This is a genomic window from Variovorax sp. J22P240 (assembly GCF_030316855.1).
Taxonomy (GTDB): Bacteria; Pseudomonadota; Gammaproteobacteria; order Burkholderiales; family Burkholderiaceae_C; genus Variovorax.
The window spans coordinates 1,214,223-1,236,208 of the sequence record NZ_JASZYR010000001.1 but is presented as its reverse complement, the minus strand read 5'-3'; the positions used below and the strand labels follow the sequence as shown (position 1 = coordinate 1,236,208).

The 21,986-nt window shown below is 65.5% G+C and carries 20 protein-coding genes; 11 read left to right on the top strand and 9 right to left on the bottom strand.

Annotated elements, in window-relative coordinates; genetic code table 11:
- Nucleotides 1–186: 186 nt before the first annotated feature.
- The 5 genes from clpS (at nucleotide 187) to QTI24_RS05900 (ending at nucleotide 6,528) form a co-directional block, all read left to right on the top strand.
- Nucleotides 187–546 carry an ATP-dependent Clp protease adapter ClpS gene (gene clpS, locus QTI24_RS05920; RefSeq protein ID WP_286599284.1) on the top strand — a complete coding sequence of 120 codons (360 nt, stop codon included), beginning with the start codon at nucleotides 187–189 and terminating at the stop codon, nucleotides 544–546.
- Between the two features lie 54 nt (nucleotides 547–600).
- A complete protein-coding gene (gene clpA / locus QTI24_RS05915; RefSeq protein ID WP_286598974.1) occupies nucleotides 601–2,922 on the top strand; it encodes an ATP-dependent Clp protease ATP-binding subunit ClpA in 2,322 nt (773 codons plus the stop codon).
- Between the two features lie 162 nt (nucleotides 2,923–3,084).
- Entirely contained in the window at nucleotides 3,085–4,542 is a 1,458-nt protein-coding gene (gene cls / locus QTI24_RS05910) for a cardiolipin synthase (RefSeq protein ID WP_286598972.1), read from the top strand.
- A gap of 2 nt (nucleotides 4,543–4,544) precedes the next feature.
- A complete protein-coding gene (gene sbcB / locus QTI24_RS05905) occupies nucleotides 4,545–5,987 on the top strand; it encodes an exodeoxyribonuclease I (protein WP_286598968.1) in 1,443 nt (480 codons plus the stop codon).
- 13 nt (nucleotides 5,988–6,000) lie between these two features.
- On the top strand, nucleotides 6,001–6,528 hold the full coding sequence (locus QTI24_RS05900) for a GNAT family N-acetyltransferase (RefSeq protein WP_286598967.1): 528 nt from the start codon (nucleotides 6,001–6,003) through the stop codon (nucleotides 6,526–6,528).
- Nucleotides 6,529–6,540: 12 nt separating this feature from the next.
- Here the strand turns inward: QTI24_RS05900 and QTI24_RS05895 are convergent, their stop codons facing one another.
- The 8 genes from QTI24_RS05895 to QTI24_RS05860 form a co-directional block, all read right to left on the bottom strand.
- Complete coding sequence (locus QTI24_RS05895; RefSeq protein ID WP_286598966.1) at nucleotides 6,541–7,821, bottom strand: amidohydrolase family protein; 1,281 nt, start codon at nucleotides 7,819–7,821, stop codon at nucleotides 6,541–6,543.
- Complete coding sequence (locus tag QTI24_RS05890) at nucleotides 7,821–8,744, bottom strand: ABC transporter permease (RefSeq protein WP_286598964.1); 924 nt, start codon at nucleotides 8,742–8,744, stop codon at nucleotides 7,821–7,823. The genes QTI24_RS05895 and QTI24_RS05890 overlap by 1 nt, the downstream gene beginning before the upstream one ends.
- Entirely contained in the window at nucleotides 8,741–9,802 is a 1,062-nt protein-coding gene (locus QTI24_RS05885; protein ID WP_286599283.1) for an ABC transporter permease, read from the bottom strand. Before QTI24_RS05885 ends, QTI24_RS05890 begins: the two co-directional genes overlap by 4 nt.
- Entirely contained in the window at nucleotides 9,799–11,328 is a 1,530-nt protein-coding gene (locus QTI24_RS05880; protein WP_286598962.1) for an ABC transporter ATP-binding protein, read from the bottom strand. The genes QTI24_RS05885 and QTI24_RS05880 overlap by 4 nt, the downstream gene beginning before the upstream one ends.
- A 23-nt stretch (nucleotides 11,329–11,351) precedes the next feature.
- A complete protein-coding gene (locus QTI24_RS05875) occupies nucleotides 11,352–12,353 on the bottom strand; it encodes a BMP family protein (protein WP_286598960.1) in 1,002 nt (333 codons plus the stop codon).
- Nucleotides 12,354–12,490: 137 nt separating this feature from the next.
- The gene (gene upp, locus QTI24_RS05870) at nucleotides 12,491–13,120 is read right to left on the bottom strand and encodes a uracil phosphoribosyltransferase (RefSeq protein WP_286598958.1); all 630 of its coding nucleotides are present in this window, start codon (nucleotides 13,118–13,120) and stop codon (nucleotides 12,491–12,493) included.
- A 57-nt stretch (nucleotides 13,121–13,177) separates the two neighbouring features.
- Complete coding sequence (locus tag QTI24_RS05865) at nucleotides 13,178–14,581, bottom strand: URC4/urg3 family protein (RefSeq protein WP_286598957.1); 1,404 nt, start codon at nucleotides 14,579–14,581, stop codon at nucleotides 13,178–13,180.
- Complete coding sequence (locus tag QTI24_RS05860) at nucleotides 14,578–15,939, bottom strand: GTP cyclohydrolase II (protein ID WP_286598955.1); 1,362 nt, start codon at nucleotides 15,937–15,939, stop codon at nucleotides 14,578–14,580. Before QTI24_RS05860 ends, QTI24_RS05865 begins: the two co-directional genes overlap by 4 nt.
- Before the next feature lie 160 nt (nucleotides 15,940–16,099).
- On the opposite strand from QTI24_RS05860, the gene QTI24_RS05855 reads away from it, so the two are divergent.
- Together QTI24_RS05855 and QTI24_RS05850 are read left to right on the top strand one after the other, a co-directional pair.
- Complete coding sequence (locus tag QTI24_RS05855) at nucleotides 16,100–16,669, top strand: sigma-70 family RNA polymerase sigma factor (RefSeq protein ID WP_286598954.1); 570 nt, start codon at nucleotides 16,100–16,102, stop codon at nucleotides 16,667–16,669.
- A complete protein-coding gene (locus tag QTI24_RS05850) occupies nucleotides 16,666–17,307 on the top strand; it encodes a DUF1109 domain-containing protein (RefSeq protein WP_286598950.1) in 642 nt (213 codons plus the stop codon). Before QTI24_RS05855 ends, QTI24_RS05850 begins: the two co-directional genes overlap by 4 nt.
- Before the next feature lie 18 nt (nucleotides 17,308–17,325).
- Here QTI24_RS05850 and QTI24_RS05845 read toward each other — a convergent pair whose 3' ends face one another.
- A complete protein-coding gene (locus tag QTI24_RS05845) occupies nucleotides 17,326–17,799 on the bottom strand; it encodes an Lrp/AsnC family transcriptional regulator (RefSeq protein WP_286598949.1) in 474 nt (157 codons plus the stop codon).
- A gap of 204 nt (nucleotides 17,800–18,003) precedes the next feature.
- Between QTI24_RS05845 and QTI24_RS05840 the strand changes: the two genes are divergently transcribed.
- Genes QTI24_RS05840 through QTI24_RS05825 form a run of 4 tightly spaced genes read left to right on the top strand, consistent with a single transcriptional unit; the run spans nucleotide 18,004 to nucleotide 21,979 of the window.
- Nucleotides 18,004–18,981, top strand: a complete 978-nt coding sequence (locus QTI24_RS05840) for an ABC transporter substrate-binding protein (protein WP_286598947.1) — start codon at nucleotides 18,004–18,006, stop codon at nucleotides 18,979–18,981.
- 15 nt (nucleotides 18,982–18,996) lie between these two features.
- Complete coding sequence (locus QTI24_RS05835; RefSeq protein WP_286598945.1) at nucleotides 18,997–19,929, top strand: ABC transporter permease; 933 nt, start codon at nucleotides 18,997–18,999, stop codon at nucleotides 19,927–19,929.
- Nucleotides 19,929–20,723 (top strand): ABC transporter ATP-binding protein, encoded by a 795-nt coding sequence (locus QTI24_RS05830; protein ID WP_286598944.1) that lies wholly within the window; start codon nucleotides 19,929–19,931, stop codon nucleotides 20,721–20,723. The genes QTI24_RS05835 and QTI24_RS05830 overlap by 1 nt, the downstream gene beginning before the upstream one ends.
- A 29-nt stretch (nucleotides 20,724–20,752) precedes the next feature.
- Nucleotides 20,753–21,979, top strand: coding sequence for a Glu/Leu/Phe/Val dehydrogenase dimerization domain-containing protein (locus tag QTI24_RS05825; RefSeq protein ID WP_286598942.1), 1,227 nt, complete (start codon nucleotides 20,753–20,755; stop codon nucleotides 21,977–21,979).
- Nucleotides 21,980–21,986: the final 7 nt, after the last annotated feature.

The following is a 21,986-nucleotide window of genomic DNA, read 5'->3' as shown; positions in this document are numbered from 1 at the left end:
GGCTTTTTTGTTGCACATCTTGCGCGCATGGGCGGCTTGCGAACATTTTCTGGGTCGATCAGGGCACGCAGTTTGCATGCATCGAACATCCAGTTCCAGCCGCATCCGCCTTGAATGTCACAAAGCTGCCTCCAGTTGTGTCACTACGGCAAGTGCAACGCGCGGCTGCTCTATAAAATGATTTTCATGGCTACCAGAATCCCCTCGACCCCCAAGACGCCCCCGGCCTCGAAGCCGAGGCGGGACGACGGTGATGCGGTCGTTCTTGAACGGCGGCCGCAGAAAACCGCGCCGCCCCAGATGTTCCAGGTCGTGATGCTGAACGACGACTACACGCCGATGGAGTTCGTGATCGTCGTGATCCAGGAGTTCTTCAACAAGGACCGCGAAACCGCCACGCAAATCATGCTCAAGATCCATCTCGATGGTCGTGGCGTGTGCGGGGTCTACTCCCGTGACATGGCGGCAACGAAGGTCAATCAGGTGATGGAAGCGGCCCATCAGGCCGGGCACCCGTTGCAATGCGTCAGTGAACCGGTTGAATAAACCGAGCTCCAACCCATCTGAGAAATTATTTACAGCAAGGCAAAAGGAAATCACATGATTGCCCAGGAACTGGAAGTCAGCTTGCACATGGCTTTTGTCGAAGCCAGGCAGCAGCGCCACGAGTTCATCACGGTGGAGCACCTGCTGCTCGCTTTGCTGGACAACCCGAGTGCCGCAGAGGTTCTGCGCGCGTGCTCGGCGAACGTCGACGACTTGCGCGCGTCGCTCACCAACTTCATCAAGGACAACACGCCCCAGGTGGCGGGTACCGACGATGTCGACACCCAGCCGACGCTGGGTTTCCAGCGCGTGATCCAGCGCGCCATCATGCATGTGCAATCCACCGGCAACGGCAAGAAGGAAGTCACCGGCGCCAACGTGCTGGTCGCGATCTTCGGTGAAAAGGATTCTCATGCCGTCTACTACCTGCATCAGCAGGGCGTGACGCGCCTCGATGTCGTGAACTTCATCGCGCACGGCATCAAGAAGAGCGATCCGCCGGAAGCCGCCAAGGGCAACAACGACGCGTCTTCGGGCGAGGGCGAAGAGGGCGGCGGCGAGAAGAACGAGAAGTCTTCCCCGCTGGAGCAGTTCACGCAGAACCTCAACCAGCTAGCCAAGGAAGGCAAGATCGATCCGCTCATCGGCCGCGAGTACGAGGTCGAGCGCGTGATCCAGATCCTGTGCCGCCGCCGCAAGAACAACCCGCTGCTGGTGGGTGAGGCTGGCGTAGGCAAGACGGCGATCGCCGAAGGCCTCGCGTGGCGCATCACCCAGAACGACGTGCCGGAGATCCTGGCGGAGTCCAACGTCTACTCGCTCGACATGGGCGCGCTGCTGGCCGGTACCAAGTACCGTGGTGACTTCGAGCAACGCCTGAAGGGCGTCCTCAAGTCGCTCAAGGACAAGCCGAACGCGATCCTGTTCATCGACGAGATCCACACGCTGATCGGCGCTGGCGCTGCTTCGGGCGGCACGCTCGACGCGTCCAACCTGCTCAAGCCGGCGCTCTCGAGCGGCCAGCTCAAGTGCATCGGTGCCACCACCTTCACCGAATACCGCGGCATCTTCGAAAAGGATGCGGCCCTGTCGCGTCGCTTCCAGAAGGTCGACGTGGTCGAGCCGACCGTGCAGGAAACCGTCGACATCCTGAAGGGCCTGAAGTCGCGCTTCGAAGAGCACCATGGCGTGAAGTACGGCGTGGCCGCGCTCCAGGCCGCTGCCGAGTTGAGCGCCAAGTACATCAATGACCGTCATCTGCCCGACAAGGCGATCGACGTGATCGACGAAGCTGGCGCCGCTCAGCGCATCCTGCCCGCGAACAAGCGCAAGAAGACCATCAGCAAGACCGAGGTCGAGGAAATCGTCGCCAAGATCGCGCGCATTCCACCGGCCAACGTGTCGAACGACGACCGCGGCAAGCTGCAGACGATCGAGCGCGACCTGAAGAGCGTCGTGTTCGGCCAGGACAAGGCCCTCGAAGTGCTCGCTTCGGCGGTCAAGATGGCGCGTTCGGGCCTGGGCCGCGAAGACAAGCCGATCGGCTCGTTCCTGTTCAGCGGTCCCACGGGCGTCGGCAAGACCGAAGCGGCCAAGCAGCTCGCCTACATCATGGGCATCGAGCTGATCCGCTTCGACATGTCGGAGTACATGGAGCGCCATGCCGTGAGCCGCCTGATCGGCGCGCCTCCGGGCTACGTTGGATTCGACCAAGGCGGTCTGCTGACCGAAGCGATCACGAAGAAGCCGCACGCGGTGCTGCTGCTCGATGAAATCGAGAAGGCGCACCCGGACATCTTCAACGTGCTGCTGCAGGTCATGGACCATGGCACCCTGACGGACAACAACGGGCGCAAGGCCGACTTCCGCAATGTGATCATCGTGATGACCACCAATGCGGGTGCCGAGACCATGAACAAGGCGACGATCGGCTTCACCAATCCGCGTCAGGCGGGCGACGAAATGGCCGACATCAAGCGCCTGTTCACGCCGGAGTTCCGTAATCGCCTGGACGCGACCGTGAGCTTCAAGGCGCTCGACGAGCAGATCATCCTGCGCGTGGTGGACAAGTTCCTCCTGCAGCTGGAGACCCAGCTTGCCGAGAAGAAGGTCGATGTCACCTTCACCGATGTGCTGCGTAAGCACCTCGCGAAGAAGGGCTTCGATCCGCTGATGGGTGCTCGCCCGATGCAGCGACTGATCCAGGACACGATCCGTCGTGCCTTGGCCGACGAATTGCTCTTCGGTCGCCTCCAGGAAGGTGGTCGCCTGACCGTCGACCTGGACGACAAGGAAGAAGTGCAGCTCGACATCCAGCCGCTGGCCAAGAAGGAGGGCAGGGCGAAGCCGGAGGCCGAAGAGGCAGCTACTGGCTAACTGGCTAACCCCCAGGCTTGCCCACTTCGTGTGGCCGCCCACCCCCTTGCAGGGGGCAATACCAGCGGACAGGCTGAGCCGGATCCGCGGTATTTCTGGACAGTCGAGAAAGGCCGGTAGCATCGCTGCCGGCTTTTTTCATTTTCAGAACCGCTTTTTCCCTTGATCGTCCCCGAGCTCAGCCAGGAATGGAAGACCGGCCTCTCCCTTGCATGGAGCGGCTACATCGCGGTGCTTTCCGTCTGGATCGTGATGCAGAAGCGCGCGCCGGTGTCGACGATGAGCTGGATTCTCTCGTTGGCACTGCTGCCGTTCGCTGGGTTCGTCATCTATTACTTCCTGGGGCCTCAGCGGCTGAAGAAGCAGCGACTCAAGCGCTTGCGCAGCCGCGCGAGCGCCCAGTCGTCAGCGGATCTCGCGCTGCTGAGGGATGCGGCCGAGCAGGCGCCGCCTGCCTTGCGTCAGATGGCAGCGCTGGGTACGGCATCCTGCGGATTGCCGGTGTCGAGCGCGACGTCGGCCGAACTGCTTTCTGGCGGCGCCCGTACCTTCGATGCGATCTTCGAGGCGATCCGGAATGCGCGCGACCATGTGCACCTCGAGTACTACATCTTCGAGCCGGACCAGATCGGCACTGCGCTGCGCGATCTGCTGATCGAACGCGCGCGCGAAGGCGTCGCGGTGCGGCTGCTGCTCGACGCACTGGGCTCCAAGCGCATCGGCCGCAAGTTCATGGCGCCGATGCATGAGGCCGGCATCCGTGTTGCGCTCTTCCATGACACTCGCATCGGCCGGCGCCTCCGGCCTGTGACCAACTACCGGACCCACCGCAAGATCGTCGTGTGTGACGGGCGCGTCGGCTTTACGGGCGGCGTCAACATCACCGATGAGGAAGACTCCCGCACGCGCGAGGATGCCTATCACGACGTTCACCTGCGCATCGAGGGGACCGCAGTTCGCTGGCTGCAGACCACCTTCCTCGAGGATTGGACCTACGCGACCGGCGAAGACCCGCGTGAGATGGGTCGAACCATGGCGCGGTTGCTGCCGCGCCTTCCCGCGCACGAGGGCGTCGGCGAGATACCGGTGCAGATCGTCACGAGCGGGCCGGACAACCTGCTCGAGCCGATCCACCGCATGCACCTGGCGGCGATCCAGTCGTCCGAGCATCGCGCCTGGCTCACCACGCCGTACTTCGTGCCCGGCGAGCCAGCTCTGATGGCGCTCACGAGTGCTGCATTGCGAGGTGTCGACGTGCGGCTCCTGGTGCCGCGGCGGAGCGATTCGCTGATCGTGAGCGCGGCGGCCCGCTCGTATTACGACGAACTGATCGCAGCCGGTGTCAAAGTGTGGGAATACAAGGCGCGCATGCTGCATTCGAAGACACTCGTGGTCGACGACAACTGCGCGATGATCGGCACCGCCAATTTCGACAACCGCAGCTTCCGGCTCAATTTCGAGGTCTGTGCCGTGATCTACGGCCCAGCCCTCGCCAAGCCGCTCGTCGCGCAATTCGAGACCGATCTTCGCAGTGCGTCGCCGATCCGGGGCCAACGGCGCCAGAGTTTTCTGCGCCGCCTCGGCGATTCGATCGCACGCCTGTTTTCCCCCTTGCTTTGACAATGCCCCCTCACACTTTCCTCTGGCACGACTACGAAACCTTCGGTGCCGTGCCGCGCCGCGACAGGCCTTCACAATTTGCCGCCATCCGCACCGACGCCGAACTCAACGAGATCGGCGAGCCGCTGATGATCTATTGCAAGCCCGCGCCCGACTACCTGCCAAGCCCGGTGGCCTGCCTCATCACTGGCATCACGCCGCAGCAGTGCCTGGAGCGCGGCATCCCCGAGCACGAATTCGCGGCGCACATCGAGCAGGCGTTCTCGCAGCCGGGCACCATCGGCGTCGGCTACAACACGATCCGCTTCGACGACGAAGTCACGCGCTTTCTGTTCTGGCGCAATCTGATCGACCCGTATGCACGCGAATGGCAGAACGACTGCGGCCGCTGGGACCTGCTCGACGTGGTGCGGCTGACCTACGCGCTACGTCCCGACGGCATCGAATGGCCGAAGAAGGCCGATGGCAGCCAGAGCTTCAAGCTCGAAGACCTGGCGCGCGCCAACGGGTTGCTCCACGAAGCCGCTCACGATGCGCTCTCGGACGTGCGCGCGACCATTGCGTTGGCGCGGCTCGTTCGCGACAGGCAACCCAAGCTTTTCGACTTCGCTTTCGCGCTGCATCGCAAGGATCGCGTCGCCTCCGAACTCGGCCTGCCCGCCACACGGGACTCTGCGCGGCCTTTCCTGCACGTCTCCGGCATGTTCCCGGCCGAACGAGGTTGCCTGGGCGTCATGTGGCCGCTGGCCACCCACCCGACCAACAAGAACGAGTTGATCGCGTGGGACTTGGCCCACGACCCCAGCGAACTGTGCGATCTCGACGTGGCGACACTTCGCCTGCGCCTCTTCACGCGCACCGCCGAATTGCCCGAGGGCGTGGCGCGGCTGCCGGTGAAGGGAGTGCACCTCAACAAGTCGCCGATGGTGGTCGGTAACCTCAAGACCTTGTCGCCCGTTATGGCCACACGCTGGGGCATCGACATGGACGCTGCGATGCGCAACGCCGAAGTGGCAGCTGCGCTGCCCGACATGAGCGCGATCTGGCCGCAGGTCTATGAACGGCCGCGGGAAGGCACGCCCGACGTCGATGAAGACCTCTATGGCGGATTCGTCGGCAACGGCGACCGGCGACGACTGACCCAGTTGCGCAGCCTGTCGCCGACCCAACTCGCGCAGGCACGCACCGGCTTCGACGATCCACGGCTTGAAGAGCTGTTGTTCCGCTACCGCGCGCGCAACTTCGTCGAGACGCTCAGCGACGAAGAAGCCGAGCGCTGGGAGGCACACCGCGTCGCGCGCCTGCTCGAAGGCGAGGGCGGTGCGCGCAATGTCGACGAACTGTTCGCCGAGATCGACACGCTGGCCGAGACCGCGGACGAGCGCGCGGAACAGATACTCGGCGAGTTGTATGAGTATGCAGAGGCCATTGCACCGGCCGTCTGAACAGGAACCGGCGATGTCCCCCACTACCGTGCGCCGTCTGGCGCCCGCCGATGCCGCTCCCTACCGGGCGCTGATGCTCGAAGGCTACGAACGACATCCCGACGCATTCACCTCCAGTGCGGACGAGCGCGCGGCGTTGCCGATGTCGTGGTGGGAATCCCGGCTGGATGTATCGCCGCAGGCTGGCCAAATCGTCCTGGGTGCATTCGACGAAGACCGGCTCGTCGGTGCCACCGGCCTCCAGTTCGAGCCGCGCGGAAAAGCGCGGCACAAGGCCAACCTGTTCGGCATGTATGTCGCGCCTTCGGCCCGCCAGGGCGGCGTGGGGCGTCTGCTCGTACAGGCTGCGCTGGCGCAAGCTGCTTCGCGTGAAGGGGTGAAGGTCGTGCAACTGACCGTCACGGAAGGCAATGCCGCCGCGCAGACGCTCTACGAAAGCTGCGGATTCGTGTCCTTCGGCGTGGAGCCATTCGCTGTGGCGCTGGGCTCGACCTTCCTGTCCAAAGTCCACATGTGGTGCCCGGTGGGTTCGCTGGGCTGAGGCCTGCAGCCCTCAGCCGCGCGGAATCATCCACCCGGTCTCGGCCGCGCGGCCGGGCAGATGGAGCGCCGCCGTGGCGGCAGGCGTCTCCGCCAGCAGCCGGCCCTTGCGATACACCTTGAGCCGCGCCGCGCGCAGGCGGATGGCCTCCACCGGATCGCGCGCTTGCAGCAGCACGAAGCTCGCATCGCATCCGGCTTCGAGCCCGTAGCCTTCGAGATGAAACACCTTGGCCGCGTTCACGGTGACCGCGTCGAAACATTGGCGAATGCCGTGCTGGCTGGTCATCTGCGCCACATGCAGCCCCATGTGCGCCACCTCCAGCATGTCGCCCGAGCCCATGCCGTACCAGGGGTCCATCACGCAGTCGTGGCCGAAGGCGACGTTCACGCCCGCGGCCGTGAGTTCGGGCACGCGCGTCATGCCACGGCGCTTTGGGTAGGTGTCGTGGCGGCCTTGCAACGTGATGTTGATGAGCGGGTTCGACACCACGCCGACGCCACTTTCGGCGATGAGCGGCAGCAGCTTGCTCACGTAGTAGTTGTCCATCGAATGCATCGACGTGCAATGCGAGCCCGTCACCCGACCCTGCATCCCGAGGCGCTGCGCCTCGAAGGCCAGCGTCTCGATGTGGCGCGACAGCGGATCGTCCGACTCGTCGCAGTGCATGTCGACCAGCTTGCCGCGCTCGGCCGCGATCTCGCACAGCAGCTTCACGCTGGCGGCGCCGTCGGCCATCGTGCGCTCGAAGTGTGGAATGCCGCCGACCACGTCCACGCCCTTGTCGAGCGAGCGCTTCAGGTTCTCCACCCCGGCCGGTGAGCGCAGCACGCCATCCTGCGGAAAGGCGACGAGTTGCAGGTCAAGGTAAGGCGCCACGCGACGCTTGACTTCGAGCAGCGCATCGACCGCGAGCAGGCTGGGGTCGCTCGTGTCGACGTGGCTTCGGATCGCGAGCAGCCCCTTGGCGACCGCCCAGTCGCAATACGCCAATGCACGCTCGATCAATGCTTCGGCCGTCAGCAACGGCTTGAGTTCGCCCCACAGCGCGATGCCTTCCAGCAGTGTGCCGCTTTCATTGACGCGGGGCAGGCCGTAGCTGAGCGTCGCATCCATGTGGAAATGCGGGTCGATGAAATGCGGCGTGACGAGAAAGCCTTGCGCATCGAGCTTTTCGGCTGCCGGCGCATCGAGCCCGGCCGTCACCTCGGCGATGCGGCCGTCCTGCACGGCGATCGACATGCCGGTGCGGCCGTCGGGGAGGGTAGCGTCGTGGACGAGGAGGTCGAGCATCACCTCTCTCCTTTTCGATAGGGTTTCATCAGGGCTTGTGGATAGCTTGCCTTGCGCGCCACCAGCACCAGCGCGAGGATCGACAGCAGGTAGGGCAGCATCAGGTAGATCTGGTAGGGCAGCACGGCGTCGCCAGATTGCTGCAGACGCAATTGCAGCGTATCGAAGAAGGCGAACAGCAACGCACCCAGCAGTGCCTTGCCGGGCCGCCAGGAAGCGAACACCACCAGCGCCACGCAGATCCATCCGCGGCCGTTGATCATGTTGAAGAAGAACGCATTGAATGCCGATAGCGTTAGGAACGATCCTGCCACTCCCATCAGCGCGGAGCCCGCGACGATCGCGCCCGTGCGCGTGGCCGCGACCGAGACGCCCTGGCCCTCGGCCGCCTGCGGGTTCTCGCCGACCATGCGCACGGCCAGTCCTGCGGGCGTGCGGTAGAGGACGTAGGCGACCACCGGCACCATCAGCAGTGCAAGGAGCGTGAGCGGCGTTTGCGCGTCGAGCACCGGGATGTGAAGCCATTCCATCGGCGCGAAGGGCGTCACGGTCGGCGGCGTGTTCACCTTAGGAAAACTCACGCGATAGCCGTAATAGCTCAACGCCGTCGCCAACAACGTGATGCCAAGCCCGGACACGTGCTGCGAGAGTGCCAATCCCACGGTCAGGAAAGCGTGCAGCAGCCCGAAGACCGCTCCCGTCAGCGCAGCCGCTGCGACGCCCACCCACAACGGCGCCCCTGCATACACCGCCAGCCAGCCTGCAAAGGCTCCGGCAACCATGATCCCCTCGATGCCGAGATTCAGCACACCCGCGCGCTCGCACAGCAGCACGCCGAGCGTGCCGAAGATCAGGGGTGTGGCTATGCGCAGCACCGCAACCCAGAAGGAGACGTTCGAAAGAATGTCCGCCACATCGGTCATTTCATTCGCACCCGGTATTGCGTCAGCAAGGTCGCGACCAGCACGGCGATCAACGAGGCGGCCACGATCACGTCTGCGATGTAGGTCGGCACCCCGATGGCGCGGCTCATGGTGTCGGCACCGACCAGCACGCCGGCCACGAACACCCCCGCAGCCAGGACGCCCAGCGGATGCAGCCCGGCCAGCATTGCGATCACGATGCCGCTGTAGCCGTAGCCAGGGGACATGTCGAGCGTGACGTAGCTCGTGCGGCCGGCGACCTCGATCGCGCCCGCCAGCCCGGCCAGCGCGCCGGAGAGCAGCGCCACCAGCACCACCGTGCGCGTGACCGGTACGCCCGCGAAGGCCGCGGCGCGTGCGTTCGCGCCGACCGCGCGGATGTCGAAGCCGATCACCGTGTACTTGAACAGCGCCCAAACGATGACGGACAGCGCGCCGGCCCACAGCAGTCCGGTGTGCACACGCGTCTGCGCGATCAGCTTGTTGAGTTCGAGTTCGGACTGCAGCGACACGCTCTGCGGCCAGCCCATCGCCGTCGGATCCTTCATGGGGCCATCGAGCATGGCCGAGACGCCGAGCAGCACGATGAAGTTGATCAGCAGCGTGGTCACGACTTCGTCGACGCCCAGCTTGTTCTTCATCAGCGCCGGGCCGAGCAGCAGCAAGGCGCCTGCGGTCGCGGCGGCCAGCATCATCAGCGGGTACAGCAGCCAGAGCGGCAGATCGAAGCCGGTGCCGCCGTGCATGCCGCCCACGGCCACTGCGGCGAGCGCCCCGGCGTAGAGTTGTCCTTCGGCGCCGATGTTGAAGAGCCGCGCCTTGAAGGCGACGGTGGCGGCCAGCCCCGTGAGGATCAAGGGGATGGCGCGGGTAAGGGTCTCGCTCCACGCGAACACCGAACCGAAGCCGCCCTGCAAGAGAAGCGCATACGTGCGACCCACTGGCGCGCCGGCCCACAGCACGAGCAGAGTGCTCACCAGCAAGGTGAAAGCGACCGCGCCGAAGGGCGCAAGCACCAATGCCGCGCGCGATGTCCCATGGCGGCGTTCCAGCCTCATGCCTTCGAGCCCGCCATCGCCAGGCCGATTGCTTCGCGCGTCCATGCCGACGCCGCGCGGGGCTCGCCCAGTTGGCCGCCGTGCATGACGGCGACGCGATCGCCCAGCGTCAGCACCTCGTCGAGGTCGTCCGAGATCAGCAGCACCGCGGCGCCGGCGTTGCGCGCCGCGATCAGTTGTTGCTGCACATAGGCAACGGCGCCGATGTCCAGCCCCCACGTCGGCTGATGCGCGACGATGAGCCGCGGGATGCGGCTCTGCGCGGGAGCGGACGCTGGCGCGAGCAGCGCCCGCCCGAGAATGAGCTTCTGCATGTTGCCGCCGGAGAGCGACCGCGCCGGCGATTCGAGCCCGGCTCCTCGCACGTCGTAGGCCTTCTCCACGCTACGGGCATGCGCCTTGGCAGCGCCGCGCCGGACCCAGAGCCAGCGCGAGAACGCCCGGCTGCGCAGCCGCTCGGACACGGCGTTCTCCCACACCGGCAGGTCGCCCACCACGCCGACCGCGTGCCGGTCTTCGGGAATGCGCGCCACGCCGCGCTGCACCAGCCGGGCCGGCGACGGGGCCAGCGCGCGCCCCATCAGCCTCACCGTGCCAGCGATCGCGCGACGTGTGCCGCTCAGCAACTCGGCCAGCGCCACCTGCCCATTGCCGGACACGCCCGCGATGGCGGTGATCTCGCCGGCCTTGAGCGTGAGCGTCACGTCCTGCAGTCGATCGTGCCCGCTGCCCGTCGTCCGTACGTGGTCCAGCACGCAGACCGCATCGCCGACACGCTGTGCGGGCCGCCGCACGGTGCCTTCAACCGCATGGCCGACCATCCACAGCGCGAGCTGCGCCTGCGTGGTGTCGCTGGTCCGCGCTTGCGCCACCAGCTTGCCGCCGCGCAGCACGGCGATACGGTGTGAAACGCGCAGCACCTCGGCCAGCTTGTGGCTGATGAAGATGATCGACAGGCCCTGCGCCACCATCTGCGCCAGCGTGTGGAACAAGGCCTCGCTTTCCTGCGGCGTGAGCACGGCCGTGGGTTCGTCGAGGATCAGGATGCGCGCATCACGGTACAGCGCCTTCAGGATCTCCACACGCTGACGCTCGCCCACGGACAGACTGCCCACCAGCGCATCCGCCTGCACCGGCAGGCCGAAGCGCCGAGCCACGTCCAGCAGCTTGGCGCGCGCCGCGCTGCGGCGCGAGAAAGGCTGCCACAGCGACTCCGTACCCATCAGCACGTTGTCCAGCACGCTGAGGTTGTCGGCCAGCGTGAAATGCTGGTGCACCATGCCGATGCCCGCGGCCAGTGCCGCCTTCGGATTGCCCGGCGCGAGCGGGCGGCCGAACACCTCGATGCTGCCTTCGTCGGCCACGTAGTGCCCGAACAGGATGGACATCAGCGTGGACTTGCCCGCGCCGTTCTCGCCGAGCAGCGCCAGCACCTCGCCGGCCTGCAGGTCGAGAGAGATGTCGTCATTGGCCACCAGCGCGCCGAAGCGCTTGGTGATGCCGCGCAGGGCAAGGACTTGGGCCAAGAAGAGCTACTTGGGGGTGAGCTTCACTTCGCGGTTGATTTGGGCTGGCCGTCGTCCACCTTGACCGTGAACTTGCCCGAGAGGATGTCCGCCTGCTTCGCCTTGACCTTGGCGGCGATGTCGGCCGGCACCTTATTCTCGAAGGTACCCAGCGGTGCCAGCTCGGAGCCCTTGTGCTTCATCATCGAGTAGGGGCCGTAGTCCTCGGCGGTGAACTTGCCTTCCTTGACCAGCTTGATCGCGCGGTCGGCCGAGGGCTCGAAGTTCCAGAGCGCGGAGGCCGCCACCGTGTCGGGGTACTTATCCTGCGTGTTGATCACATTGCCGATGGCGAGCTTGCCCTTTTCCTTGGCCGCGTCGCTCACGCCGAAGCGCTCGGCATACATGACGTCGGCGCCCTTGTCGATCATCGCGAAAGCCGCTTCCTTGGCCTTGGGCGGATCGAACCAGCTGTTGATAAAGCTCACGCTGAACTCCACCTTCGGGTTCACTTCCTTGGCGCCGGCCATGAAGGCGTTCATCAGTCGATTCACCTCCGGGATAGGGAAACCGCCGACCATGCCGATCTTGTTCGTCTTGGTCATGCCCCCGGCGACCATGCCCGAGAGATAGGCCGGCTCCTGGATGTAGTTGTCGAACACCGAAAAATTCGGCGCCTGTGGCTTGAGGGACGATCCCATCAGGAAGGCCGTCTTGGGAAAGTCCTTCGCCACCTTGCGCGCCGCCGCTTCGACACCGAACACCTCGCCCAGGATCAACTGGTTGCCCGCCGTCGCGTACTCGCGCATCACGCGCTCGTAGTCCGCGTTCGCAACGTTCTCGGTCGCGGTGTATTCAATCTCGCCACGCGCCTCCGCCGCCTTCAGCGCCTTGTGGATGCGCCCTACCCATTGCTGCTCGAAGGGCACGGTGTACACCGCCGCCACCTTCAGTTTGGCCTGCGCGAACGCGAGGCCCGGCACCCCGGCGGCAAGCGCCGCCGCAATGGCGACCGAACGAATGATGATCTGACGGCGTGCTGTCACGGTGCTTCTCCTCGAGTTAAAAAATCGACGCTCTTATTCGTGAAACACCGCGGAACCGGCTTCGCAGGTCCGCAGGTGTTGCCCCCGGCAGGGGGTTAGCGAAACGACACGAAGTGCGTGAAGCCTGGGGGCGAGCTTCATTTAGTGCCGAAGATGCGGTCGCCGGCGTCTCCGAGGCCGGGCAGGATGTAGCCGTGGCTGTTGAGTTCACGGTCGATGGCAGCGGTATAGATCGGCACATCGGGATGCGCGTCCTGCATCGTCTTGACGCCTTCGGGGCAGGTCAGCAGGCAGACGAACTTGATCGACTTCGGATTCAGTTCCTTGAGACGCTCGACCGCCGCCACTGCCGAATTGCCGGTGGCCAGCATCGGATCGACCACGATCGCATCGCGCTCTTCCATGCCGCCGGGCATCTTGAAGTAGTACTCCACCGCGGTCAGCGTCTTGGGGTCGCGGTACAGGCCGATGTGGCCGACGCGCGCGCCCGGAATCACGCTGAGCATGCCGTCCAGGATGCCGGTGCCCGCGCGCAGGATCGACACCAGCACCACCTTCTTGCCGTCGATGACCTTCGCGTTCATCGTCTCGAGGGGGGTTTCGATCTCGATGTCCTGCATCGCCATGTCGCGCGTGACCTCGTAGGCCATCAGCATGCTGATTTCATTGAGGAGGCGCCGGAAGCTGTTGGTGCTGGCCTCCTTGCGCCGCATCAGCGTGAGCTTGTGCTGGACGAGGGGGTGGTCGACGAGGTGGACGTTGCTCATGGGTGGTCGAGAAAGCGGCTGGGCGTTCTTGTCGTTGTGAAAAAAAGTGGGTGGAGTCTAGAAGACGGTGCCGTCGCTCTCGATGCGCAGGGGTGGCGCACCGTCACGCAAGCGCTGTGCCATGACTCTTCCGGCAGCCCAGGTTCCGCCTTCGAGCACGCGGGCCAGCGGCAGGTCTTCCTCGGTGCGGCCGAGCACCTTGCGCACGCGAGGCGCCAGTTCGTCGAGCAGGGCGACGGTGAGTGCGCGCCATTCGACGATGAATTCGTCGCTCACCTTCCAGTCGCGCTGAAGCAGGGCCGGGTCCTTCGGAACGATCATGCCGCTGTCGATCAGCAGGCCGCCGTTGCGGTATTCGGGCAGCGCGGTCAGCGCCTCGAGATGGCGCACCTTGACGCCGGCCCATTCGAAGGGCTCGAGCATCGAGTAGGTGAGCCACTGCGAGAGCTTGTGAAACGGCATCCAGCCTCGGGTCAATCCCGGGCCCGGCACCGCGCTATGTCGCCAGCAGTCGCCCAGCGCGAGCGCCGGGTCGCCGGTGCCGCCGGGTGCATCGCTGCCGTCTGCCGCGATGCTGTCGATCGCATTGGAGGCCGGCCAGATGCCGGAGAGCGATTCGAGCAGCAGAGAGAGGATCTCGTGCGCGGTGACCTCGGCGGTCGGCGGCGCGGCAGGACCGTAAGGGCCGACCAGCGCATCGAACAGCCCGCCGGGACGACCATCGTCGCCGAACACTTCGGGCTGTTCGCTCATCGCCTCGCCGAGCCGGCGCAGCAGCGTCGCGCGCCCCGTGAGTCCGACCAGCGGATTGACCGCATTGACCTGGAAGGCATCGCCGAGCCTGTCAGTGACGAGCGCGCGCAATCCTGCGGAATCGGCTTGCAGGGGCTGCGCGGGATTCGACGAGAACAGGCCGCTCGTGAAGGCGTGGAAGCTCGCGACGCCCAGCCCTTCGGAGCGCGTGAAGCGCTGACCCGTGGCGGCCTCGATGTAGTGCCAGTCGGGACCGGCGCCAGCATCCAGCAGCACGCTCACCAGCACGAGGTCGATGTGCGCGCGGGCGCGCTGGGTGGAATTCGCACTGCCCAATAGCTCGTCGAGCATCTTGACCCGATTCACGCCGCCCGCTTCGAAATGGCGCCAGCGGCTGTGGTACGGAATGGGGCTCCAGGGGTAGCGGTCGCGCGTCACTTCGGCCACGGTGCGCGCCGTGTCTTCGAGTGCATTGTCTGCACCGATCGTGAACCACTGCGATTCGCCGGCACGCGCCCGTGCCAGCAGGGCCGCCGCGCGGCTGCGCACCGCCTGCGTCGTGCGCAGGTAGGCAGCGGCGCCGACGGGGTGCTCGGTGTCGGGCAAGAATTCGGCAGCGGGGTCGACATGCCCTTCGGAGTCGACGCTGCGCACAGCCGGATTGGAAGTCGGTCGATTCGGGTCCAGCCCGTAGTTGTCCTTGCTCATTGGTCCAGTTTCCGGCCCTTGGCCTTCTTGAGTTCCTCGGCATCAGGCACGACGCCGGGCGTGAAATAGCCGGCCGCCATCTTGGCGTCCATCTCGACGCGTGCGTCGGCCGGGATCAGTTCGTCGGGGATGTTCACGCGCGTTCCGATCTCGATGCCGGAGCCGGTGATGGCGTCGAACTTCATGTTGCTCATCGACACCAGGCGATGGATCTTGCGGATGCCGAGCCAGTGGAAGACGTCGGGCATCAGCTCCTGGAAGCGCATGTCCTGCACGCCGGCCACGCATTCGGTGCGCGCGAAATACTGGTCGGCCGTGTCGCCGCCCACCTGGCGCTTGCGAGCGTTGTAGACCAGGAACTTGGTCACCTCGCCGAGCGCGCGGCCTTCCTTGCGCGAGTAGGCGATGAGCCCGACACCGCCGCGCTGCGCGCCTTGGATGCACTCCTCGATGGCGTGCGTGAGGTACGGCCGGCACGTGCAGATGTCGGAGCCGAACACGTCGGAGCCGTTGCACTCGTCGTGGATGCGCGCCGTCAGCTCGACATCGGGGTTGGCGAGGTCGCGCGCGTTGCCGAAGATGTAGAGGGTCTGGCCGCCGATGGGCGGCAGGAACACTTCCAGGTCGGAGCGTGTCACCAGCTCGGGGTACATGCCGCCTGTTTCCTCGAAGAGCACGCGGCGCAGGTCGGTTTCGGAGCAGCCGAACCGCCTGGCGACCGCGGGGAGATACCACACGGGCTCGATCGCCGCCTTGGTCACCATGGCGGCGCCGCCGGCCGTCAGGAACTTGCCGTCGGCCTTGAGGCGGCCCTTCTGCAAGGCCTCGATGACCTCCGGCAAGATCACGTGCGCCTTGGTGATCGCGATGGTCGGACGGATGTCGTAGCCGGCAGCTAGCTCGGTCGAGAACACATCCGCCACCACGGCGCCCCAGGGATCGAGCGAGACGATCTTGCCGGGCTCGCTCCATTGCGGGTAGGGGCCGATGGCATCGGTCGGCGCCGTGTTGGTGAGGTCCGCCTTGTGGTTCGGCGACAGGGCGCCCGAGGCTACGGCCAGCGCGCGATAGACGCTGTACGAGCCGCTGTGCGTGCCGATCACGTTGCGATGCGCTCGCTTGGTCGTGGTGCCCACCACCGGTCCGCGTTCGGCCGCGGTGGCTGCCCCCCATTGGATCGGCAATGCACCGAATCCACCGGCGTGCGAGGTCAGGCGGATGTGGCTGCGTTGAGGGGATGAGCCGGGGTACACCGGCGAGATCGACACCGACTCGGGTGGCGCGACGTCAGGGGAGGGCTCGGTAGACGCGGAGGAAAGCGATGGAGAGGAAGGAGTCGGAACGGTGTCGACAGACATTGCAGGCCCTCAAAAACCGCAATGTACCGAGGGCTCCCATAACTGGCAAGCAACCGCATACGCCATTCGTCGTAATGCGCTGCGCAGGCTGGGGCAACGGCACAATCCGCCGGATCACTTTTTCTGGATGTGCCTGTAACCGGCCGACTCGAAAGCACGAATGACCAGTGGGAGCCCGTTGGCGAAGAGCGACGCGGAGCGCGTACTGCACGACCTCTTCGTGCGCGGCCTCGAAGGCGACGCAGCGGCCTATCGCGCGTTCCTGCAGAAACTCAGCACGCACCTTCGGGCGTTCCTTGCCAGGCGCCTGTTCGGCTGGCCCGATGAAGTGGAAGATCTCGTTCAGGAATGCCTTCTCGCCATGCACAACCAGCGCCATACCTACCAGAGCGACCAGCCGCTGACGGCCTGGGTGCATGCGATCGCGCGCTACAAGATGATCGACCTGCTTCGCGCGAAGGCCGGCCGCGAGGCGCTGCATGAGCCGCTGGACGACGACCTCGCCGTCTTCGCCGAATCGGCCACCGAAGCCAGCGATGCGCGCCGCGACATCGCCGGCCTGCTCGACACCCTGCCGGACCGGCACCGCCTGCCCATCGTGCACGTGAAGCTCGAAGGCCTGTCGGTCGCCGAGACCGCGAAGCTCACCGGCATGTCGGAGTCGGCGGTCAAGGTGGGCATCCATCGCGGCCTGAAGGCGCTGGCGCTGAAGATCAAGGAGTCCATGTGAAGACCGACGATCTTGTCGCGATGCTCGCCACCGGCGCCGCGCCGGTGCCGCGGCGCGCGGCTTCGCGCAGGTTGTCCGTTGCGCTGCTGGTCGGCGTGCCGCTCTCCTTCGCGTGGATGCTGTACGAATACGGCATGCGCCGCGACTTGATCCAGGCGCTGTTCTGGCCGATGTTCTGGGTCCGCCTGGCGCTCCCGATCTGCGTGGCCATCACCGGCTTCGTGATCGTGCAGCGACTGGCGCGGCCCGGCGCGCGCGTTCGCAGGGCCTGGCTCGGGCTGGCCGTGCCCCTGGTCGTCATCTGGCTGTTGGCGCTCGTGATCCTGATGTCATCTCCGGCAGAAGAGCGCCCGACGTTGATCATGGGACAGACGTGGCGCACCTGCGCGACGAACATCGCGACGATTTCCCTGCCCGTCTTCGTGGCCGCGCTGATCGCATTGAAAGGACTTGCGCCGACGCGGCCTGCGCTGGCCGGTGCCGCTGCCGGTGCGATGGCGGGCGGCGCTGGCGCTGCGGTCTACGCGCTGCACTGCATCGAGCTGGCGGCGCCCTTCATTGCGATCTGGTATGTCGTGGGCATCTTGCTGCCGGCGGTGCTGGGCGCCTTGATGGGGTCCCGCATCCTTCGCTGGTAATCCCGAGGCCCCTACGCTTCAGTCCGGCAAGGGCAGGGCGCTGGTGCACTTGAATTCGTCGAGGCAGACGCTGGAACGCACCCCGTCGACGCCCGGAAGGCGCATCAGCTTGTCGATCAGGAACTGCGACAGGCCCTTCAGGTCGCGCGCGATGACTTTGATCACGAAGTCGTAGTCGCCGGTGATCGAGTAGCACTCCAGGACCTCCGGCAGGTCGGTCACCACGTCGGTGAACTTCGACATGTCTCGGATGTGGCCCTTTTCCATGGCGACGAGGATGAACGCCACGACGTGCAGGTCCAGCCGTGCGGCGTCCAGGCGCGTCTCGTAGCGCGCGATGAAGCCCGCTTCCTCCAGCCGCCTGTGGCGGCGATGGCATTGCGCGGGCGACAGGCCGGCGGCCGCTGCCACCTCCAGGTTGGATGCGCGTCCGTGCTCCTGGAGGAAGCCGAGGATCTTGCGGTCGACGCGGTCCAAATCGGGCTCTTGCAAGTTCGTCTCCTTGTTGTGTGAATAGGAGAAATTATCTTGCGCTTCCGAGGGTTCGCCCCAACGCGTGATGAAAGCAGATTCTCCGTGCAAAAAATCACACTTACTCCCCTGGAACGCAGTCTATCGACGCGGTCCTGGCAGGCGCCCGACCGGGGTGTCTTCCGAAATTGAACCCTGCCGACTATTTCTCATCAGGACTCCAAAGTGCAATATTCTTTCTTGCGTTCTTCCTTGACCCTGCTTGCCGTCGCGCTCGCCGGCGCTGCCGCCCCCAGCCACGCCACCGACAAGACCGTGTCGGTCGCAGTCACCTCGATCGTCGAACACAAGGCCCTCGATGCCGTGCGGGATGGCGTCAAGGACGAACTGAAGTCGGCCGGCTTCGAAGCCGGCAAGAACCTGAAGTACGAGTACCAGAGCGCGCAAGGCAACAACGGTACGGCGGCGCAGATCGCCCGCAAGTACGTCGGTGAACGGCCGGACGTGATCGTCGCCATCGCCACGCCGTCGGCCCAAGCCGTGGTGGCCGCGAGCAAGGACATCCCGGTCGTCTACAGCGCGGTCACCGATCCGGTCGCCGCCAAGCTGGTCAAGGGCTGGGAGGCCTCGGGGACCAACGTCACCGGCGTGTCCGACCTCTCGCCGCTGGACAAGCATCTGGAGCTGATCAAGCGGGTCGTGCCCAACGCCAAGCGCGTCGGCGTGATCTACAGCCCGGGCGAAGCCAATTCGGTGTCGATCATCGAGGCGCTGAAGAAAGCCATGCCGGCCGCCGGCATGACGCTGGTGGAGGGCGCCGCGGCGCGCACCGTCGACGTGGCCGGTGCGGCGCAGAGCCTGATCGGCAAGGTCGACGTGATCTACGCACCCACGGACAACAACGTGATGTCGGCGTTTGAAGGCATCGTCAAGGTGGCGCAGCAGGCCAAGATTCCCGTGGTCGCGGCGGACACCGACGCGGTCAAGCGCGGCGCCGTCGCGGCACTGGGCCTCAACTACTACGACATCGGCCACCAGACCGGCAAGATCGTGGTGCGCATCCTCCAGGGCCAGGCGCCGGGGACGATCGCCTCTCAGACCAGCAGCACCTTCGAACTGCACGTCAATCCGGGTGCTGCGCTGAAGCAGGGCGTGACGCTTCCGGACGAGCTGGTCAAGTCCGCCAAGGTTGTGGTCAAGTAAGCGGGCGTCGCCAACATGTCGCTCATTGCCTCCCTCGGTGCGATCGAGATCGGGCTGATCTTCGGGCTGGTTGCCCTGGGGGTCTTCCTCTCGTTCCGCATCATCAACTTCCCCGACCTCACGGTCGACGGCAGCTTCCCGCTCGGCGGTGCAGTCGCCGCGGCGCTGATCGTGGCGGGCTGGAATCCGTTCGCCGCGACGGCGGCGGCGATCCTGGCCGGCGCGCTCTCCGGCTACCTCACCGCATGGCTGAACGTGCGGCTGCGCATCATGCAGTTGCTCGCCAGCATCCTGGTGATGATCGCGCTCTATTCGGTGAACCTGCGCGTGATGGGCAAGCCCAACATCGCGCTCATCGACGAGCCGACGGTCTTCAGCATGGTCGCGTTCGGCGGCATGCCCGACTACGTCCTCAAGCCGCTGGTGCTGCTGGTGATCGTGGTCGCGGCCAAGGTCCTGATCGATCTCTTTTTTGCATCGGAAGCCGGCTTGGCCATGCGTGCCACGGGTGGCAATCCGCGCATGGCCCGGGCGCAGGGCATCTCGACCGACCGGCAGACGGTGTGGGGCCTGGCGCTGTCCAACGGGCTGGTGGCGCTGGCCGGTGCCCTGTTCGTACAGAGCCAGGGCGGCGCCGACATCTCGATGGGCATCGGCACGATCGTCGTCGGCCTCGCGGCGGTGATCATCGGCGAGACCATCCTGCCGGCGCGCAGCCTGGTCATCACGACCCTCGCTTGCGTCCTCGGGGCGGTGCTCTACCGCTTCTTCATCGCACTCGCGCTGAACAGCGATTCCATCGGCCTGAAGGCCCAGGACCTGAACCTGGTGACCGCCGTGCTGGTCGCGTTCGCGCTGCTCGTTCCCACCTACAAGCGCAAGCTGGCCGGACTGCGGCCGGGCGCTCGCCGCATCTCAGCGGCTGCCACTGTCAAGGAGGCCAGGTAATGTTGCACGCCAAAGGCTTGGAGATCACGTTCAACCCCGGCACGCCGATCGAGAACCGGGTGCTGCGAGGGCTGGACCTGAAGATTCCGACGGGGCAGTTCGTTACGGTCATCGGTTCGAACGGCGCCGGCAAGTCGACCTTCCTGAATGCCGTCAGCGGCGACCTGATGGTCGATCGCGGCACCATCCGCATCGACGACGAAGACGTGACCCGCCGCCCGGCATGGGAGCGATCGAATCTCGTCGCCCGCGTCTTCCAGGATCCGATGGCCGGCACCTGCGAAGCACTCACGATCGAGGAAAACATGGCGCTGGCCTGGAAGCGCGGTGCGCGCCGCACCTTCGGCTTCTCGCTGACGCGCAGCCTGCGCGAACTCTTCCGCGAGAAGCTCAGCATTCTCAACCTCGGGCTCGAGAACCGGCTGGCCGACCGCATGGGATTGCTCTCCGGCGGGCAGCGCCAAGCCGTCAGCCTGTTGATGGCGTCGCTGCAACCGTCGCGCATCCTGCTGCTCGACGAGCACACGGCGGCGCTCGATCCGAAGACGGCCGCCTTCGTGCTCGAACTCACCGCCCGCATCGTCGAGGCCGGCAAGCTCACGGCCATGATGGTCACGCACAGCATGCGCCAGGCGCTCGACTACGGCACACGCACGGTGATGCTGCACGAGGGGCGCGTGATTCTGGACGTGAAGGGTGATGAGCGTGCGGGCATGGACGTGTCCGACCTTCTGCACATGTTCGAGCAGACGCGCGGCGAAAAACTCGACGACGACAAATTGCTTCTTGCCTGACACCGACTCCCAATATTTGAAAGACTGAGATGAAAGAACTGTTGAACCGTTTCGAGAACAAGGCTCCCGAGATCGTCTTCGAGTGGCACGACGCCGAGACGCCGGCCAAGGGCTGGGTTGTCATCAATTCGCTGCGCGGCGGCGCCGCGGGTGGCGGAACGCGCATGCGCCCGGGTCTGGATCGGCGGGAGGTCGAGTCGCTGGCCAAAACCATGGAAGTCAAGTTCAGCGTCTCCGGCCCAGCCATCGGCGGCGCCAAGTCGGGCATCGACTTCGACCCGGCCGACCCGCGCAAGAACGACGTGCTGCGCCGCTGGTACAAGGCCGTGACGCCCTTGCTGAAGAGCTACTACGGCACCGGCGGCGATCTGAACATCGACGAGGTGCACGAGGTGATTCCGATCACCGAGAGCTACGGTCTGTGGCATCCGCAGGAAGGCGTGGTCAACGGACATTTCGCGCCGAGCGACAGCGAGCGCATTCAGAAGGTCGGCCAGCTTCGCATGGGCGTGGCCAAGGTCGTCGAGGACCGGAGCTACTCGCCGGACATCACGCGCAAGTATGTGGTGGCCGACCTGATCACGGGCTGGGGCGTGGCTGAATCGGTATTGCACTACTACCGGCTCTACGGCGGACAGATCGCCGGCAAGCGCGTCATCGTGCAGGGCTGGGGCAACGTCGGCTCGGCCGCCGCGTACTACCTGGCGCAGGCTGGCGCGCGGGTGGTCGGCATCATCGACCGCGAAGGCGGGCTGCTGAATCCGGATGGATTCACACTCGATCAGGTTCGCCAGCTTTTCCTCGAAAAGAAGGGCAACCAGCTGTCGGCCAAGTACATGCTCCGGTTCGACGAAATCGACGAACTCATCTGGAGCGCCGGCGCCGAAGTTTTCCTGCCTTGCGCCGGTTCGCGGCTCGTGACGCAGGCGCAGGTCGATGCGCTCGTCAAGGGCGGACTCGAAGTCGTGGCCAGCGGCGCCAATGTGCCGTTTGCGGATCGCGAGATCTTCTACGGGCCGATCTACGAGAAGGCGGATTCGCAAGTCGCCGTCATCCCGGACTTCATCGCCAATTGCGGCATGGCGCGCGCCTTCGCGTTCCTGATGCAGGATGACGCCGAGATTTCCGACGCGGCCATCTTCAGCGATGTCTCGCGCACGGTGGCCGCCGCGTTGGAGCGATGCCATGCGGGGTCCAGCGCGCGAACCGGCATTGCGCGCACGGCGTTCGAGAATGCGCTGACCGAGCTTGTCTGATGGCGCT